Genomic DNA, 1849 nt, shown 5'->3' with positions numbered 1-1849 from the left:
AGCCAAGGACGAGATTGATGCCTTCCTACCGTTCCCGCACGACGACGCATGGCCGCAACATGGCGGGGGCGCGCGGGTTGTGGCGCGCGACGGGGATGAAGGACGGCGATTTCGGCAAGCCGATCATCGCGGTGGTGAACTCGTTCACCCAGTTCGTGCCGGGCCATGTGCACCTGAAGGACCTCGGCCAGTTGGTGGCGCGCGAGATCGAGAAGGCGGGGGGCGTGGCCAAGGAGTTCAACACCATCGCCGTCGACGACGGCATCGCCATGGGCCATGACGGCATGCTCTATTCGCTGCCCTCGCGCGAGATCATCGCCGACAGTGTCGAATACATGGTCAACGCCCATTGTGCGGACGCCATGGTGTGCATCTCCAACTGCGACAAGATCACGCCCGGCATGCTGATGGCGTCCTTGCGCCTCAACATCCCCACCGTGTTCGTCTCGGGCGGGCCGATGGAGGCGGGCAAGGTGGTGCTGAAGGGCGAGCAGCATGCGCTCGACCTGGTCGACGCCATGGTGGCGGCGGCCGACGACAAGGTCTCGGACGAGGACGTCAGGGCCATCGAGCGCTCGGCCTGCCCGACCTGCGGCTCGTGCTCGGGCATGTTCACCGCCAACTCCATGAACTGCCTGACCGAGGCGCTCGGCCTGTCGCTGCCCGGCAACGGCTCGACGCTGGCCACCCATGCCGACCGCCGGCGCCTGTTCGTCGAGGCCGGCCACCTGATCGTCGATCTGGCCCAGCGCTGGTACGAGCAGGACGACGCCACCGCCCTGCCGCGCACCATCGCCTCCAGGGGGGCGTTCGAGAACGCCATGACCCTCGACATCGCCATGGGCGGCTCCACCAACACGGTGCTGCACATCCTGGCCGCCGCCCATGAGGGCGAGATCGACTTCACGCTGGCCGACATCGACGCCCTGTCGCGCAAGGTGCCGTGCCTGTGCAAGGTGGCGCCGGCCAAGGCCGACGTCCACATGGAGGACGTGCACCGGGCCGGCGGCATCTTCGCCATCCTCGGCCAGCTCGACAGGGCCGGCCTCATCAGGCGCGACCAGCCGACGGTGCACGCCGCGACGCTGGGCCAGGCGATCGAGCACTGGGACATCTCGCGCACCGACAGCCAGAAGGTGCGCGACTTCTACCTCGCCGCCCCCGGCGGCGTTCCCACCCAGACGGCCTTCAGCCAGGACCGGCGCTGGGAGAGCCTCGACCTCGACCGCGAGAAAGGCGTCATCCGCTCGGCCGCGCATCCCTTCACGAAGGACGGCGGGCTGGCGGTGCTGAAGGGCAACCTTGCCGTGGACGGCTGCATCGTCAAGACGGCGGGCGTCGACGAGAAGATCTGGACCTTCACCGGCCCGGCCAAGGTGTTCGAGAGCCAGGACGCGGCGGTCAAGGGCATTCTCGGCAACGAGGTCGAGGCCGGCGACGTGGTGGTCATCCGCTATGAGGGGCCGCGCGGCGGGCCGGGCATGCAGGAGATGCTCTATCCGACCAGCTACCTGAAGTCGAAGGGGCTGGGGGCGGCCTGCGCGCTGCTCACCGACGGGCGCTTCTCGGGCGGCACGTCGGGCCTGTCGATCGGCCATGTCTCGCCCGAGGCGGCCCTTGGCGGCACCATCGGCCTGGTGCGCGACGGCGACATCGTCGCAATCGACATTCCAAACCGCTCCATCCGCCTGGCCGTGCCGGAGGCCGAACTGGCCGAACGCCGCGCCGAGCAGGACGCCCGGGGCTGGAAGCCGGCCGAGCAACGCCGCCGCAACGTCACCACAGCCCTCAAGGCCTACGCCGCCTTCGCAACAAGCGCAGACAAGGGCGCCGTCCGGAAACTGCCGGA

Annotated in this window: 1 protein-coding gene; it reads left to right on the top strand. The window is 69.0% G+C overall.

The features are described 5' to 3' along the window. Positions 1-17 precede the first annotated feature (17 nt). The coding region (gene ilvD / locus ABID37_RS26200) for a dihydroxy-acid dehydratase (RefSeq protein WP_354199897.1) at positions 18-1849 on the top strand (1832 nt) is incomplete at its 3' end.

The sequence above is a fragment of the Aquamicrobium terrae genome (genome assembly GCF_040545735.1).
Taxonomy (GTDB): domain Bacteria; phylum Pseudomonadota; class Alphaproteobacteria; order Rhizobiales; family Rhizobiaceae; genus Mesorhizobium; species Mesorhizobium terrae_A.
This window is presented reverse-complemented; position numbering and strand designations above follow the sequence as displayed.